This window comes from Halopseudomonas pelagia CL-AP6 (assembly GCF_000410875.1).
In the GTDB taxonomy this organism is placed as follows: Bacteria; Pseudomonadota; Gammaproteobacteria; order Pseudomonadales; family Pseudomonadaceae; genus Halopseudomonas; species Halopseudomonas pelagia.
The window spans coordinates 1-14,652 of the sequence record NZ_AROI01000026.1; the positions used below are offsets into that span (position 1 = coordinate 1).

Sequence of the window (14,652 nt, forward strand, 5' to 3'; positions counted from 1 at the left end):
CGCAGCGACTATCGCCTGGCCGAAGGCAAAAGCGACGTGCCCGCCCTCGTCAGCGGCCACTTTCTGACTTTGTCTGAACATCCCAGAACCGACTGGAATGACCTGTGGCTGATCACCGGCCTGCATCACGAAGGAAAGCAGCCGCAGGTACTTGAAGAGTCGGTCACTAGTGATGTCAAAGCTGAAGACGGTTTCACTCAGGGCTATCGCAACCAGTTCACCGCGACCCCTTGGGATGTGCCGTTCAGGCCGCAACTGCAACATCCCAAACCCAAAGTCCTCGGCAGCCAGACTGCAGTGGTCACCGGCCCGGCAGGCGAAGAGATCCACTGTGATGAATACGGCCGCATCAAGGTGCAGTTTCACTGGGATCGTGAAGGCCAGGGCAACGAGCAAACCAGTTGCTGGCTCCGAGTGTCATCCAGCTGGGCAGGCAACCGCTACGGCGGCATCGCCATCCCCAGAATCGGTATGGAAGTGCTCATTACCTTCCTCGAAGGCGACCCGGACCAACCCCTGGTCACCGGCTGCCTGTACCACAAGACTCATCCGACACCTTACGAGCTGCCGGCAAACAAGACCCGTAGCGTATTCAAGACCCTGAGCAGTGCACCGGGTGGTGGCGGTGGCGGTTACAACGAACTGCGCATCGAAGACAAGCAGGGTGAAGAACAGATCTACCTGCACGCCCAGCGCGACTGGGACGAGAACATCGAGAACGACCAGAAGATCCGCGTCGGCAACGAACGCCACGACCGTGTAGAAGCCAACAGCTACTCGGAATTCATGGCCGAAGAGCACCACACCACCCACGGCGAACGCAAAACTGAGATCAAGGCCAATGACCACCTGACGGTAGGCACCAGCCAACACGTCAAGCTCGGCACTGGCCAGTTCATCGACGCCGGACAGGAAATCCACCTCTCCAGCGGCATGAAAATCGTCCTGGACGCAGGCAGCGAGATCACCTTCAAGGTCGGCGGCAGCTTCGTCAAACTCGACCCCAGCGGCGTCACCCTGGTCGGCCCCAGCGTCAAGATCAATTCTGGCGGTAGCGCCGGCTCAGGGAGCGGTGCTGCACCTGCGCTGCCAGTGGATGTGTTGGCAGCGGATAGTGATGAAGCAGGAGGCGTTCTGTCTTTCCGACTCAAAGAGGCCCGCCAGGACAGCACGCCCTTTGTCGAGCTTTGCCAAAAGCCCAAAGGCGGCACCCCGGCTCAGTGTCCCCTTGCTGATTGCCCATGCCGTAAGGGAGCTTAGGTCCAAGTATGAGCTATCAACGTATGGATCAGATGCCTGATCTGCAGGGCCAGTTGTACTGGCTGGCCGAACCACAAAAAGGTTTATTGGAAACACTGTACGAGCACGAACCAGACCCTGACCCAGTTCAGCTGTTTGAAGATACTTCGTTTGCCGCACAGGCCAGTCAGTCACCACTGCTGTTCAAGCTGTCAGCCCGCGGCAAGCTGGTTCCCAGTCTCGCAAGCGATCCGCAAAAACTGTCCGGCCTGCTGATAGCTACCCATGCTCCACGCACGGCCTTGCTCGACCAACTGCGCGGACTGCTTGAAGCCCGCTTTCTGCAGGGTCGCAAAGCCCTGCTGCGCTACTACGACCCCCGCGTGGCCAGCTACCTGCTACCCACCTGTACCGGGGATCTGCAAGCGCGCTGGCTGGGCCCTATCAGTGAAATCACCTGGTATGGCGGAACCTGGGCTGACGAAGCCGGGGGCAGTGAACAATGGCACCGGCTCACACAGGTGCAGCAGGCGGAGGCCAAAGCATCTTCGGCGCCCCTCTCTCTGAATGAAACCCAGCTACAACGGCTGGTAGATCAAGGCTACGAACATTTTGCCTGGCGCTGGCTTGCCAGCCACAAGGGTTATGAAATGACGCAAGTACTCGATTGGATCAAAGCCGGCATGGCTGCCGGACATACCGAACAGAAATCGCTGAACGCCTGGCTGGATAGCCAGACAATGGTGCAAGGAGAGCAGCACGGATGAGTTGCAATGTTTGTATTCTCGACAACGGCCCGGCCTGCGAGCCGGACAAGTTAATCGTTGAAATCATCGGCAAACAACATCCCGATACCCAGAAGCTGCTGATTTGCGACGCAGAAGGGCAGCCTCTCGACGCCATTACCGCAGCGGTAGAAGAGGAAGAGATCTCCGGCGAGGGTGTATCCAGTCTATTGAAAATATGGGACTGGGAAGAACAGCCAGGCGAGTCCCTGTATCTGGAAATTGCCACCGAATCTGGTGCCCCTATCCGTCTGCCTTTGCTGACCGACCTGCGCGCCACCCCTCGCCAGGACGAAGCACAGCTCAACCAGATTGTGCCTGTTGTACCTTGCACGGCACTGCCGAGCATCAAACAGCAAGATGATTCCGGCATACCCGTACTGGTCCGCAGCGGCTATATCTACGTCTTCGTGTGGGGCAAACTCTGGCGCGAGCTTGAAGTCCGTTTTACCGAGGAAGGCACACGCTATTTCGATGTAGACGTCGCATCCTTTCGTAACGAACACGGCTTTGCCAATGGCAAGCGCCCAGCCACCGGCGTAGCACTGGAAGACATCTGGTTGCCCTCCCAGTGGAATGGCAGTTGGGCCGGCTCGCTTGACTTGATATTTTCCGAAGTACAACTGAGCGCAGCTCGACTTAAACGCTATGAACGGCATGAGAACTATCGCAGCCCCCGCGTGAGCATGCCTAGACTACTGGTAAGCGAATCCCTCTGGCAGCAACGCTGGGCCGATGCCCCCGCAGGCCTAACCTTGCTCGAAGCCCAGCATGGCGGCCAGCACAATCACAGCAAATCTCCCGTACAAACACGCTACAGCATGAGGTCAAACGCCTTTCCAGTTAACCTCTGCGCGCCCCAACGTCAGCGCCAGCCAGGCCACGAACGGCTGCTCGACCAACCGGCACGCATGCTCTGCGACTTAACTGGCGCCTATCCGGAACAAGCCTTCGCAAGCACGCGCCAGGCCACTGAAAACTGGCGTAAAGGCGTAGCCAGCAACCCGCCAGCCGAATTCGAATCCGAAGCCTGGCACGCGTGCTATAAGGGCTGCGAGGCAGACGCACTCGCCGTATGGCAAGCTCAGGACACCCAGCCCGACGCCCTGCAGTCCATGCGCGACCGTCAGTTGTATGCAGTACTGCTACCTGATCCCATGTACCGTTTGCGCCACCTGCATTCACGCATTGGCAGCCTGCAAACCTTACTGAAGTACTGCACCAACCTCGCCATGGAGCACCCCCACCACACCAGCGCCTTGCTGCTGCAGAACCTGGCTGTGCCCAACCGCATTGGCGGCAACAGGAACCCCTTGGCAGAAAGCGTCAAGAACAAGCTGAGCGAGGAGGGAAAGCGCGAAATCAATATAGCCACCGCAGCCGTCGAGCGCGCCAACGCCTGGAAGCTGCTGGAAAGCGCCCAACTGGCACTAACCAATTGCCTGAATCTGCCCCAATCCCAGCAATGCATGGGCGACCACTTGAGTTTGGACAACCTTGAATACTGCGGAGCCATGCTCTTCTCAGTTCAGCTCATGGCGTCTATTGCCTCATCTCCAGCCCAACTCGACCCACTGGCGCTCAAAGGCGACATTCATGACGCCGCGAGCGGCTTCCGTCTGCATACCCCGGGCCAGCATCCAGGGCAGCGGCTACTCACAGAAATCGTCAACAGAGAGAGCCACCCCCTTCACGCAATGCTCTGGCCAGAAATCAGGTATGACGAGCTCTTTGCTGATTACATCAAGCCAGCCGAGGAAGAGCCAAATAACGGCGACGGACGCTTCAGAGCAACGGTGCTGGCCCGTCTGGAAGGCATGGATGCGCCAGATGAAGAGAGCGAAACGCTGGATGGCATGACCTTGGCAGCGCTGATGGCAAGCGGCGAGCTGCAGGACAGCTTTACCGCACACGCCCCTTTCAAGGCTGGAATGGCGGTACTGTCCAAGATCAATGAAATATTGAATAGCTCAATCAAAGCCGCCGAGAACCACGCAGCGAATATCTCCAACCAGCTCGACAGCAGCAACCAGACCGTAGCTGCAAATCGGGCCGCAGTGGACCAGGTCCGCCAGGACCAGAGCCGGCTCAGAACAGATCTGAGCGAGCATGCCATAGAAGTCAAAATCAAACTGCACGGCATGACATTAGAACATTTGCGCCAAACCATGCCCCAGGCTTTTGAAGGTGCGCTTTTTGTCAGGTCTGGTAAGTTCAGAGGCGCCGAGTACTACCTCTTCGGCCTGGAAGACTTGCCAGAAGTCGACCGCCGACTGATTGAAGATAATGTGTTCGGTGAATATCGGGACGGTCAAGGCAACCGCATTGCTACCACCGACGACCGCGCGGCGAACGGTTCGCGTATGCGTATAGTGCCGGAAAAAGGGGTCTATTTAGCTGTTCCAAGTACCAGTGAAACCGCACGTATTTTGAAAGAACTCAGTCAATCTGTTAACGAAGAAGCATTGGCTAGCTCGGCGCTGCTCGCCTCACGAGCAAATTCCGAGCAACTAGCCGGAGCTCTGCGGCATGCCGACGGCGACGTTCAACAACGGAAGGAAGGCCCGGGACACAGGGTCTTGAATAGCAGGCCTTTCTCTGGCCTCGTTCTGATGATGGAGACGTGGAATGTGCAGGTAGCTGCGTCAGAGCTCGCAAACTATTCGCAGGAAGGAAGGGGGATCAGGGGGGTCTCCGGCATGGCGAGCGCCAACTTAGACTTGGTTATAGCTTTGGAGGTATTGGTCACTAAGGTTGCTGGCAATCAGCAGATACTGGCCAGGACCGCCAACAGGACTGCTCTAACAATCTCCGACGACCTCGCTACAAGGCTTCTCGGTCCTCGGCTAGCCAAGAGCATCGTCAATGTTGTGACTGTACGGATGGTGGGTCAAGTTAGCGCCGGCCTGATTTTTGCTGGTATTAGCTTGTCCGATGCCATCCATTCCGCCCAATGGTCGGACAATGCTGTCTGGGGGCACTCCATGATGACCGTAGGCGGCCTCATTGGCGCTGCCGCACCGCTGTTTGCCGGCTCAGCGCTCTTTGGCCCAATGGGCGTAATCGCAGTAGCCTTGATCATCGGCGGCGCAGTACTGGTAGCACGCTTGAGCAACACGTCCTTTGAAGACTGGTTGGCCGGTAGCGTCTTTACTAAAAAAGAAGGATTTACCAACATAGAGCCTCCCCAGGAGAATTTAAGGTTCTGGGAGCGCTCAAACCACCTGAAAAATCCTGACGAGGCACTCTATCGCCTGGTCGGCTTGCTTACCGGCGTCAGCATCCAGGTGGAAGACAATCCAGACTACGCTCCAAGCATACCCGCTTATGGCCACATTTCTGCACAGGAGCTTAAAAAACAGGCCAACACACGGATAACCGTGCGCTCCAACCTGAGTGGCATGGCTTCGCATCTGGGCAGCGCAACCAGTATCGTCAAATGCCTGCTGGTACGTAAAGAAGTAAGCACGCACGGTCGCAGCCGCATAGTCAGGCGCCGGGACCAACCAGATCGTAGCAACCCCCTTTTAGAGCACGTCACGGCCGACGCAAGCGTGCTCTATGTCAGCACCCCCCATAGCGGCTCTTCTCGGAATGCTGACCAATACTACTGGGAAGTCAGAGCACAGTTCAGGCTTAAAGACGAGCAAAAGAACACAACCTGGGTCTTTCCGGCGCCGGACCCCAAGGACACTCCAATCGATATGGAGACAGAAACCGATCCCGATTATGTCCGGATCGGTCGACCATTCTGGGCAGATCAAGAAACCCATGCCGCCACGGGAGCCACCGGCTGATGACCCTTTCCAGCTACGCCACAACAGCCTATTCACCCGCCAACCTGCACCGCCAGCCACCGGGCAAGTCTCGCTCAGGATTAAAGCGCCTGACTGGTCAGCGCCTGCCTTGGGGCAATACCCAGGAGGTAGTGCCGGACAGCTTTATGACGCCAGGCCCCTCCAGCCTACGCCACTTGGAAAGCGTACGCTTAAAGCGAGACCAGGAGTTAGCACAAGGCACTTATAAGCCAGCACCTCTTGAGCATATAGACTTTCATGATCGCTGCGACCATGAGCATTACCGGCACGCTCCTTGGTCAACTAGGACGCACTTCTGGATATATGTGGCTAGCTTCGGAAAGGTGGGTTTTTTCATATTTCTTGTGATAGGACTCATAACGGCTTTGCAGGTTGGTTTCGTGTCGCAAACCGGTTTCATTACCGGCTTTTGGGAGTCAGTCAAGACTCTAGCACTTGTACTTCTTCTGCCATGCCTAGTTTTTTGGGGCCTTGCTTCTCTAGTAATTCACAAGCTTCCCCGCCTCTGGGCAAAACCCGGCAAAGGCCCGAAATGGGAGCTCAATCGTCGCACCGGCATGATTACCGTCTTCAAATATAAGGGGAAAGAGGCAACGGAACATCGCGCCCTTTTTCCCGAGTTCGACGCCTACATCAACACCACCCCTGACCGTCAGGGCCTGCCGATGAACGTGCTTAGCCTGGAGCACCGCTACTCGGATATCAGCATCCATTTTGGCGACATCCAACCGCCTGACCGCACCATCAATCAGCCTCTCGCGCTGTGGGACTTTATCCAGAACTACATGGATACCAGCCACCCGCTGCCGGATGCACCGCTGTTTGAAGAGCACCGCCACAACGATCCAACCACGGTTGAACACGACAAAGCAAAAGGCCGTAACCCGCGCTACTGGATCAATATGGACGACGAGACATTCAAAAAGGCAAAACACGAAATGCTGGGCCGGGTGGATAGAATCAACACCCTCACCCGCCCGAATCTGATGGCGCAATTTGTGGAATACAACTAAACCATTCGCGGTCGAGCCTCCCGGCCTCCGCGCTGCTGCAGAAGAAAGCACCCTGCCCCGCATAACGTCATCCTCGCGCAGGCGAGGATCCAAGCAGGGTACAAAGGCCCACACCGGAAACGAGTGTAGCCTGAATAATTAAAGGCCCGCGAGGTGTTGAACATAACCACGCCAGCGCATACTGCCTACTGATTTTCCAGATCGGTATGGCGGTAGCGTGCCCGATACCCATGGCGTCACAGGAGCCACCGGCTGATGACCCAATCCAGCTATGCCACAACGTCGTATTCACCTGCCAACCTGGAGCGCCAGCCTCCAGGCAAGTCTCGCTCAGGGCTAAAGCGACTGACGGGGCAGCGCTTGCCTTGGGGTAATACCCAGGAGGTGGTGCCCGATAGCTTTATGCAGCCGGCACCCAAAAGCCTAAGATTTTGGGAACAGGAATACAAACGAAAGGCGGAATTGAAGGCCAAAGGCACTTATAAGCCAGCACCTCTGGAGCATATAGACTTTCATGACCGCTGCGACCATGAGCATTATCGTCACGCTCCTTGGTCAACTAGAACCCATTTCTGGATACATCTGGCTTCTTTTGGAAAAGGCGGGCTTTTCATTTTCCTCCTAGTAGGGGGCATAGTCGCTTTTCTAGAAGGATTTGCCTCAAACAGTAGCTTTTTTACTGGTTTCTTTGAGTCACTTGAATTTTCTATTCTTTTCACTCTACTTCCCTGCGCTTTAGTATGGGGCCTCGCTTCCCTAGTCATCCACAAATTCCCCCGCCTCTGGGCCAAGCCCGGCAAAGGCCCCAAATGGGAGCTAAACCGCGGCACTGGCATGATCACAGCATTCAAGTACCGCCGGAGCGAAGTCACCGAACAACGCGCTCCCTTCCATGAGTTCGACGCCTATATCAACACCACTCCTGACCGTCAGGGGCTACCGATGAACGTGCTCAGCCTGGAGCACCGCTATTCGGATATCAGCATCCACTTCGGCGACATCCAGCCGCCGGATCGCACCGTGAACCAACCGCTCGCGCTGTGGGATTTTATCCAAAACTACATGGATACCAGCCACCCGCTGCCGGATGCGCCGCTGTTTGAAGAGCACCGCCACAACGACCCGACCACGGTTGAACACGACAAGGCAAAAGGCCGTAACCCGCGTTACTGGATCGATATGGACGACGAGACGTTCAAACAAGCACAGCACGACATGCGCGGCCGGGTGGATAGAATCAACACCCTGACCCGCCCGAACCTGATGGCGCAATTTGTGGAGTACCGCTAAGCAGTTCGCGGTCAAGCCTGGCCGACTACAGCTCTCCTCCAGAAGAAAGCACCCTGCCACGGATAAAGTTATCCTCGCGCATACGGGGTTCCAAACGAGGCTCCAAGGCCGATATAGAAAATGTTTGCCGGCTCTGCGCTATTTGGTCCGATGGGCGTTATCGCCGTAACTTTGATTTTGGGAGGGGCCTTAATCGTGGCACGCTTCAGTAATACGGCCTTTGAAGACTGGCTGGCCGGGAGCATCTTCAGCCAGGAAGGGGGATTCAGCAACACGGAACGTGCTCGGGCGGATGCCATGCCCTGGGCAAGCTCCCGTTCGCGCCATCTGGAAGATCCTGAAGAGGCACTCTACCGCCTGGTGGGCTTGCTTACAGGCGTTAGCATTCAGGTAGAAGACAACCCGGACTTTGACCCAACAATGATTGAAAATGGTTCAACCTCTGAACAAATGCTTAAAATGCGCGCCAACACTCGAATCACCGTGCGCTCCAATGTTAGTGGCATGTTTTCGGAGCTAGATAGCGGGAACAGTATTGTCGGCTGTCTGCTGGTGCGTAATGAAATCAGCTATCAACCGACCAATCACGGCCTCGGCCATAGAGTAAGACGCAGAGATCAACCGGACCGCAGTACGCCTATCTTGCAACAGGTTACCTGTGACGCCCGAGTGCTCTACGTCAACACACCTGCTAGCACACCGCATAGTCACTCCCTTCAGAATGCTGACCACTACTACTGGGAAGTAAGGGCGCAGTTCAGGCTAAAAGACTATCAAAAGAACAAAACCTGGGTGTTTCCTGCGCTTGCGCCCAAGGCCGCTCCAATCAACATGGAGCAAGAAACCAAACCTGATTTTAGACGAACAAACCGACCACTATGGGCAGATCAAGAAACCCATGGCGTCACAGGAGCCACAGGCTGATGACCCTCTCCAGCTACTCCACAACATCCTATTCACCCGATAGCCTGCAACGGCAGCCACAGGCGAAGGCGCGCTCAGGGCTCAAAAAACTGACTGGCCAGCGCTTGCCTTGGGGGAGTACTCAGGAGGTCGTGCCCGATACCTTTATGCGGCCAGAGCCAAAAAGCTTGAGATTCTGGGAGCAAGAGTACAAGCGCAGAGCAGAATTGAAAGCCAAAGGTACTTACAAGCCCAAACCAATGGAGAAAATCGATTTTCACGATCGTTGCGACCATGAGCATTACCGACATGCACCATGGGCTAAGCGTTCTCAGTTATGGCTTTTCCTTCATGCTTTCGGGAAAGTTGTCTTCTTTATCTTCTTAGCCCTCGGATCTTTAGTAGCAATTACAAGTGGTTTTATGGATAGCGGTGGTTTTTTAGAAAATTTCCTGACTAGTTTTCAGGCATTGTTTCTGGCTATAGGGCTGCCATCCCTTTTAACGTGGAACATTGCCTCCCTAGTCATCCACAAATTCCCCCGCCTCTGGGCCAAGCCCGGCAAAGGCCCCAAATGGGAGCTCAATCGCCGCACCGGCATGATCACTGTATTCAAGTACCACCGAAGCGAAGTCACCGAACAACGCGCTCCCTTCCATGAGTTCGACGCCTATATCAACACCACCCCTGACCGTCAGGGCTTACCGATGAACGTGCTCAGCCTGGAGCACCGCTATTCGGATATCAGCATTCACTTCGGCGACATCCAGCCGCCGGATCGCACCGTGAACCAACCGCTCGCGCTGTGGGATTTTATCCAGAACTACATGGACACCAGCCACCCACTACCGGACGCACCGCTATTTGAAGAGCACCGCCACAACGACCCGACCACGGTTGAACACGACAAGGCAAAAGGCCGTAACCCGCGTTCCTGGATCGATATGGACGACGAGACGTTCAAACAGGCGCAGCACGACATGCGCGGCCGGGTAGATAGAATCAACACCCTGACCCGCCCGAATCTGATGGCGCAGTATGTGGAGTATCCGATTTAAGCCCATGACCCAAAAGCCAGGTGCCTGCCCATACCAACACCACGCTAGCGCCAATGTGTGGCGCAAATAGCCAAATTCGCCACACCGACCAACAAGCATTGAACCAAATCCTCCAACTCAGGCTCGTAGCATTAGCAATGTGACGCCGGCGTCACGAGACCTTAATCAACCCGCCTTAATTGAAGCGCATCATTCGTTTCTCCAGGCCGAGTACTGCGTCGGGCAGTTACTCGTTTCACCTATCAGGACCCGTCAGATGACCGCCTTATTGAACTACGCCACGTTACCCTCCCTCCCGGCTTACAATGCCTTGCAGCAGTCGGTAATTGATCAGGCGCGTAGCTGGATTCTGCATGACGGTCTGGTGCTTGATTGCGAGACCTGCGGCCTGGGCGAGGCGGCGGAGATTATTGAAATAGCCATCATGACCATGGGCGGAGTGTTGTTGTTTAATTCGTTGATCAAACCGTCCCTTCCGATCCCCGAAGAGGCAACGGCCGTGCACGGCATCACGGATGATATGGTCGCGAACGCGCCAAGCTGGCCAGAGGTGCATGACCAGATATGGCAATTGATTAAGGGCCGACCGGTACTCGCTTACGGCGCTGCATTCGACTTCGGTCGGATCGATGTTATGGCGCACCTTTATGGCTTGGAATCGCCGACTGTCAGCTCGCACACAGCGAGCCGGATAGCGCTATCGAACGGCACATCATGGATGTGTGTCATGCAAGCCTACGCGCAGCTCTGGCAAGAACCGACAGCTTGCGCCCAAAGCGCTGACGGATGGCGCTGGAAAGCTCTTACTGAAGCATGCCGGGCGCAGGGCATTCCTGTCGGCCGAGCCCATCGGGCCCTGGACGATTGCTTGATGACGCAGGCCTTGGTCAATGCAATGGCAGGGGAACCGGTTACCCGGGCCAATACCTTCTGAGGGTTACAAATCAACGCACAATGGCCCAGAGTGGGTAACAACGCTGTTCCGAAAACGTTGAATGATGTGTTAATCACGAAAAAGCTTGCGGGGTACCCACCGCAGGTAAAACACCATCCCGAAGAGCTCAACCAGCGACTGCACCACGATCACAACGGCAGCCACTTCCCAGCCAGCCGGTAGCGAATTAGCGCACGTTTTGTGCGGACTTCAAATCAGCGCTCTGACAGAGCGGCGGCGGCGAGCGGACCCAGCACCACTACCAATGCTGGCCAGATATCGGCAGGTGCAAATGCAGCCGAAAGCTCGGCTCCCAGCATCAGCCACAGATAGAATGGCAGTAATAGCAGATGCAACAACAGGTTGATGGGTGTGACCGCTATTGCACGAGGTACGCTACCCTTCCCCAGTTGGCTAAAGGTGATAAACCAATAGGTGCATGGCACTAAGAGCACGAGCAGAACGCCGAGCCGCAACGCTGGATCAGCAGGTAACCATTGCACTAGCAGCCAGGCCACGACAGGCAGACGATGGCAGTAAGCTCAAGGCGGTTAATAATCTCAAGCACAATTTCATTAGCACCACACTGAAGCGGCGAATGGAGAACATAGAAGTGAGCATTAGCAGGTCCCTGACCGCACTCGATGCTGCTGACCGACAAGATCGTCCAGTCTCGGGCGCCAACCTGGTCCGTTTGGAAGGGAGAGTCGCCAAGTTGAATACTCTAATCAAGTCTTTTACACACTCTGGGCCAAAAGCAGACACCCAGAGGGCAGTAAAACAAATCTTATCTGGCGTCTTTTTCGGACATACTGCCACAGGATCTGCAGTACCCGCGCAATCCACACGCCACCCGTTCGGCCGCGGCGCTTCAACTAATTAAGAACCACAGAGGTGCCCAGCAGCATGATGACCGTAGCCAGCAATGCGACACACGGATAACTGGCATAGTTGATCACTGCCCTCTTCGGCCTGGGCCAGGGAGCAGGCCCTTGACCAGATATCCCGGAGAACATCATGAGCCACGTATTCCACCGCAGCCTCAATCAAGGCTATCCAACTGCGGTTAAGGGCGACGGCCCCTACCTGATCGACAGCCAGGGCCGCCGCTACCTTGATGCCAGCGGCGGAGCTGCTGTCTCCTGCCTGGGGCATAGCGATGCGCAGGTCATTGAGGCTATCCAGCAACAGGTGAGCACATTGGCTTACGCGCACACGTCGTTTTTTACCAATGAGCCCATGGAGGAGCTGGCTGACTTTCTGATCGCGCGTGCACCCGAAGGTTTGAAGTCGGTGTACTTCGTCTCCGGCGGCTCAGAAGCCATCGAAGCGGCGTTGAAACTGGCTAGGCAATACTTCATAGAAATAGGCCAACCTCAGCGTACGCACCTGATCGCACGCCGCCAGAGTTACCACGGCAATACGCTGGGCGCCCTGGCTACGGGGGGTAATGCCTGGCGCCGCAAACAGTTCGAGCCACTGCTGATTGACGTCAGCCATGTAGCCCCTTGCTATGCCTATCGAGAACAGAAGGATGGCGAGTCCGCTGAAGGGCTCGGCATCCGCTTGGCCGCCGAGCTGGAAGCGGAAATCCTCCGGCTCGGCGCCGAGAACGTTATGGCCTTCGTGGCCGAGCCCGTAGTAGGTGCCACCTTGGGGGCAGTCCCCGCAGTCACTGGCTACTTCCGGCGTATTCGTGAGGTTTGTCAGCGTTACGGCGTGCTGTTGATACTAGATGAAGTGATGTGCGGCATGGGCCGGACGGGTACCCTGTTTGCTGCCGAGCAAGAAGGCGTGACTGCGGACCTGATCACCATTGCAAAGGGACTCGGTGCAGGTTATCAGCCGATCGGTGCGACGCTGGTCAGCGCTAAAATCCATAACGCTATCGCCAGCGGCTCAGGATTTTTCCAGCATGGCCATACCTATATTGGCCACGCCACCGCCTGCGCCGCAGCCTTGGCAGTTCAGAAGGGGATTGAAGAGCGTAATCTGCTCCCACGCGTATGTAGCCTCGGCGAAGGTTTGCGCGAACGCCTGCTAGAGCGCTTCGCGGCCCATCCCAATATCGGCGATATTCGTGGTAGAGGGCTGTTCCAAGGCTTGGAGTTGGTTGCCGATCGCGAGAGCAAAAAAGTCTTTGATCCCGCGCTCAAACTCAACGTCAGAATCAAGCAAGCGGCAATGGAACAAGGCCTGATGTGCTATCCGATGGCCGGCACTGTCGACGGCCAAGAAGGTGATCACATCCTACTCGCCCCACCGTTCATTCTCGAAGAAACGCATCTGGATGAGATTGTTCAGAAGCTGGAAATTGCCGTGCACAGCGTACTTAACCGCATTTACAAGGAGCCAACCACATGCCGATCCGGTCGCGACTCAGCACTCTGAGTGAAGACTCAATGAGTGCGGCGCAGCGCACTGTTCTAAGCGACATCCTGAGCGGTCCACGAGGCAATCTTGATGGCCCATTCCTGGCCTGGATTCATAGCCCTGAGCTCGCCGATCACGCTCAGCGCTTGGGACGATTCTGTCGCTATGGCACGCGTCTGGAGCTTCGCTTGAGCGAACTCGCGATCCTTTTCACTGCGGCTTGGTGGCAGTCTCAAGCCGAGTGGCAAATCCACGCGCCTATTGCTCGTGAGGCCGGGGTTTCTAACGCAGTCATTGAGGCGTTGCGCCTGCAACAGGAACCTGAGTTCACTCGGCCTGACGAACGCCTGATTTATCAATTCGGCAAGTCGCTCTACACCCACCGACGGGTTGATGATGCACTCTATGCTGAGGCCGTCGGCATCTTTGGTGAGCCCGCGGTAGTCGAATTAGTCGGTATTCTTGGCTACTACGCCTTGGTAGCGATGACATTGAATGTCTTCGCAGTACGGCGGGACACGGATACTCCCCTGCCATTCTCTGAAGGCTAATTCCGGCTCGAATATCCGCTGCGGATCCGGATCAAAACAGCCCAAAACCGGTATCCACTCCTATTGTAGGCGTCGAAATGACCTGTAGTGGGGCTCCCGCCAACACATAAGCCACATGCGCACGGGAGCCCTCCTGGCGCTGGGGGATCTGTCTGTTCGAGACTCTTGCGCCGCGCTGAAGCTGCCGCAGCTTTTTCCACTCAGTGCGATAAAGCACAGACGCGGCTATCGTTATTACTAAAGCTGATCTCCGCGATAATACCTTGGTGCTCCTGCCGATACGTGGTGATCAGTTCGAAGTACCGAACCAGCCCATTACAACCTGCCTGGAAAGACCATGTTGCCGCCGAAGCAGGCGTTTTGGCCAATTTCCACACCGACGTTGAAGGCAAGCAGGTTTGCGACCAGGCCATCCGGGGAGATGTTGTATTCGATGGTTTTCGACGACAGGCCAAAGCCGTGGAAGAAGCCGAGGGCCAGGAATATCCAGAACACACGATAGCCACCGGCGGCCGAACGCGCACGCCAACGGCCATCAAACAAAATTGACAACACAAAGACTCCAACAGATTTGCTTTAAAGAGCTGCAACGCAGCAAGACGCAATCAGTCAAGCCGCTTTGGGCGGGCGATCTAGGCGGTATCGAAACCTGCGGGGGGAGTCTCCGGCATGGGGCGAGAGTTGCTGG

General features: G+C 56.1%; 12 protein-coding genes. 10 read left to right on the forward strand and 2 right to left on the reverse strand.

The window, feature by feature from the left end:
- From tssI to K787_RS0117510, 8 genes are all read left to right on the forward strand, one after another.
- Positions 1-1,260 (forward strand): type VI secretion system tip protein TssI/VgrG (tssI, locus tag K787_RS23560; RefSeq protein WP_022964111.1); only part of this gene is annotated, 1,260 nt, incomplete at its 5' end.
- 8 nt (positions 1,261-1,268) lie between these two features.
- Positions 1,269-2,006 carry a DUF4123 domain-containing protein gene (locus K787_RS24390; RefSeq protein ID WP_022964112.1) on the forward strand — a complete coding sequence of 246 codons (738 nt, stop codon included), beginning with the start codon at positions 1,269-1,271 and terminating at the stop codon, positions 2,004-2,006.
- Positions 2,003-5,821: a hypothetical protein gene (locus K787_RS0117485; protein WP_022964113.1), complete on the forward strand. Its 3,819-nt coding sequence runs from the start codon at positions 2,003-2,005 to the stop codon at positions 5,819-5,821. The genes K787_RS24390 and K787_RS0117485 overlap by 4 nt, the downstream gene beginning before the upstream one ends.
- Entirely contained in the window at positions 5,821-6,855 is a 1,035-nt protein-coding gene (locus tag K787_RS25130) for a hypothetical protein (protein ID WP_022964114.1), read from the forward strand. The genes K787_RS0117485 and K787_RS25130 overlap by 1 nt, the downstream gene beginning before the upstream one ends.
- Before the next feature lie 255 nt (positions 6,856-7,110).
- The gene (locus K787_RS25135; RefSeq protein ID WP_022964115.1) at positions 7,111-8,145 is read left to right on the forward strand and encodes a hypothetical protein; all 1,035 of its coding nucleotides are present in this window, start codon (positions 7,111-7,113) and stop codon (positions 8,143-8,145) included.
- A 120-nt stretch (positions 8,146-8,265) separates the two neighbouring features.
- Positions 8,266-9,069, forward strand: coding sequence for a hypothetical protein (locus tag K787_RS0117500; RefSeq protein ID WP_022964116.1), 804 nt, complete (start codon positions 8,266-8,268; stop codon positions 9,067-9,069).
- Positions 9,069-10,106 carry a hypothetical protein gene (locus K787_RS25140; protein WP_022964117.1) on the forward strand — a complete coding sequence of 346 codons (1,038 nt, stop codon included), beginning with the start codon at positions 9,069-9,071 and terminating at the stop codon, positions 10,104-10,106. The genes K787_RS0117500 and K787_RS25140 overlap by 1 nt, the downstream gene beginning before the upstream one ends.
- A gap of 256 nt (positions 10,107-10,362) precedes the next feature.
- Positions 10,363-11,040: a 3'-5' exonuclease gene (locus tag K787_RS0117510; RefSeq protein WP_022964118.1), complete on the forward strand. Its 678-nt coding sequence runs from the start codon at positions 10,363-10,365 to the stop codon at positions 11,038-11,040.
- Between the two features lie 215 nt (positions 11,041-11,255).
- Here K787_RS0117510 and K787_RS0117520 read toward each other — a convergent pair whose 3' ends face one another.
- Positions 11,256-11,558 carry a hypothetical protein gene (locus K787_RS0117520; RefSeq protein ID WP_022964120.1) on the reverse strand — a complete coding sequence of 101 codons (303 nt, stop codon included), beginning with the start codon at positions 11,556-11,558 and terminating at the stop codon, positions 11,256-11,258.
- A gap of 499 nt (positions 11,559-12,057) precedes the next feature.
- Between K787_RS0117520 and K787_RS23570 the strand changes: the two genes are divergently transcribed.
- Together K787_RS23570 and K787_RS0117530 are read left to right on the forward strand one after the other, a co-directional pair.
- Complete coding sequence (locus K787_RS23570) at positions 12,058-13,431, forward strand: aspartate aminotransferase family protein (RefSeq protein ID WP_022964121.1); 1,374 nt, start codon at positions 12,058-12,060, stop codon at positions 13,429-13,431.
- Complete coding sequence (locus K787_RS0117530; RefSeq protein WP_022964122.1) at positions 13,401-13,964, forward strand: carboxymuconolactone decarboxylase family protein; 564 nt, start codon at positions 13,401-13,403, stop codon at positions 13,962-13,964. The genes K787_RS23570 and K787_RS0117530 overlap by 31 nt, the downstream gene beginning before the upstream one ends.
- A gap of 315 nt (positions 13,965-14,279) precedes the next feature.
- Here K787_RS0117530 and K787_RS25720 read toward each other — a convergent pair whose 3' ends face one another.
- A complete protein-coding gene (locus tag K787_RS25720) occupies positions 14,280-14,519 on the reverse strand; it encodes a HupE/UreJ family protein (RefSeq protein WP_022964123.1) in 240 nt (79 codons plus the stop codon).
- Between the last annotated feature and the right edge of the window lie 133 nt (positions 14,520-14,652).

What these genes read in the sequence shown, in the direction of transcription:
- K787_RS24390 (WP_022964112.1), top strand. Translation starts at nt 1,269, where the DNA reads ATGAGCTATCAACGTATGGATCAGATGCCTGATCTGCAGGGCCAGTTG.
- K787_RS0117485 (WP_022964113.1), top strand. Translation starts at nt 2,003, where the DNA reads ATGAGTTGCAATGTTTGTATTCTCGACAACGGCCCGGCCTGCGAGCCG.
- K787_RS25130 (WP_022964114.1), top strand. Translation starts at nt 5,821, where the DNA reads ATGACCCTTTCCAGCTACGCCACAACAGCCTATTCACCCGCCAACCTG.
- K787_RS25135 (WP_022964115.1), top strand. Translation starts at nt 7,111, where the DNA reads ATGACCCAATCCAGCTATGCCACAACGTCGTATTCACCTGCCAACCTG.
- K787_RS0117500 (WP_022964116.1), top strand. Translation starts at nt 8,266, where the DNA reads ATGTTTGCCGGCTCTGCGCTATTTGGTCCGATGGGCGTTATCGCCGTA.
- K787_RS25140 (WP_022964117.1), top strand. Translation starts at nt 9,069, where the DNA reads ATGACCCTCTCCAGCTACTCCACAACATCCTATTCACCCGATAGCCTG.
- K787_RS0117510 (WP_022964118.1), top strand. Translation starts at nt 10,363, where the DNA reads ATGACCGCCTTATTGAACTACGCCACGTTACCCTCCCTCCCGGCTTAC.
- K787_RS23570 (WP_022964121.1), top strand. Translation starts at nt 12,058, where the DNA reads ATGAGCCACGTATTCCACCGCAGCCTCAATCAAGGCTATCCAACTGCG.
- K787_RS0117530 (WP_022964122.1), top strand. Translation starts at nt 13,401, where the DNA reads ATGCCGATCCGGTCGCGACTCAGCACTCTGAGTGAAGACTCAATGAGT.